Raw genomic sequence first — 333 nt, forward strand, 5'->3', positions numbered from 1 at the left:
AACTATATACATGCAACATGAAGAGTTAACTTCTCAGTCATCCTGCACACCCTAAACGCTGCAGCACTTCCTCCGGACGTTCGTGGATGTAGTTGACAAACCGAGTAATGGCTTGAATGATATCGTTGCGATCCTTGTGAAATACATTGGCAATCACCGTATCTTTCAGCCATTTCCATAAGCGTTCGATCGGGTTCAGCTGTGGCGAATAGGGAGGAAGGTAAATAAAGTGAAAACACTGCCCTTCTTCCCGCAAAAACTCCTTGACCATTTTGGCATGGTGAATGCGGGCGTTATCCAACACCAAGACCATGAGACGGTCCGGATAGCGCT

The 333-nt window shown here is 46.8% G+C and carries 1 protein-coding gene; it reads right to left on the minus strand.

Annotation, left to right across the window (positions count from 1 at the left end):
* Window positions 1-37: 37 nt before the first annotated feature.
* The coding region (locus DCC82_RS17225) for a transposase (RefSeq protein WP_199222371.1) at window positions 38-333 on the minus strand (296 nt) is incomplete at its 5' end.

The organism is Geobacillus sp. LYN3 (assembly GCF_003064505.1).
Classification (GTDB): domain Bacteria; phylum Bacillota; class Bacilli; order Bacillales; family Anoxybacillaceae; genus Parageobacillus_B; species Parageobacillus_B toebii.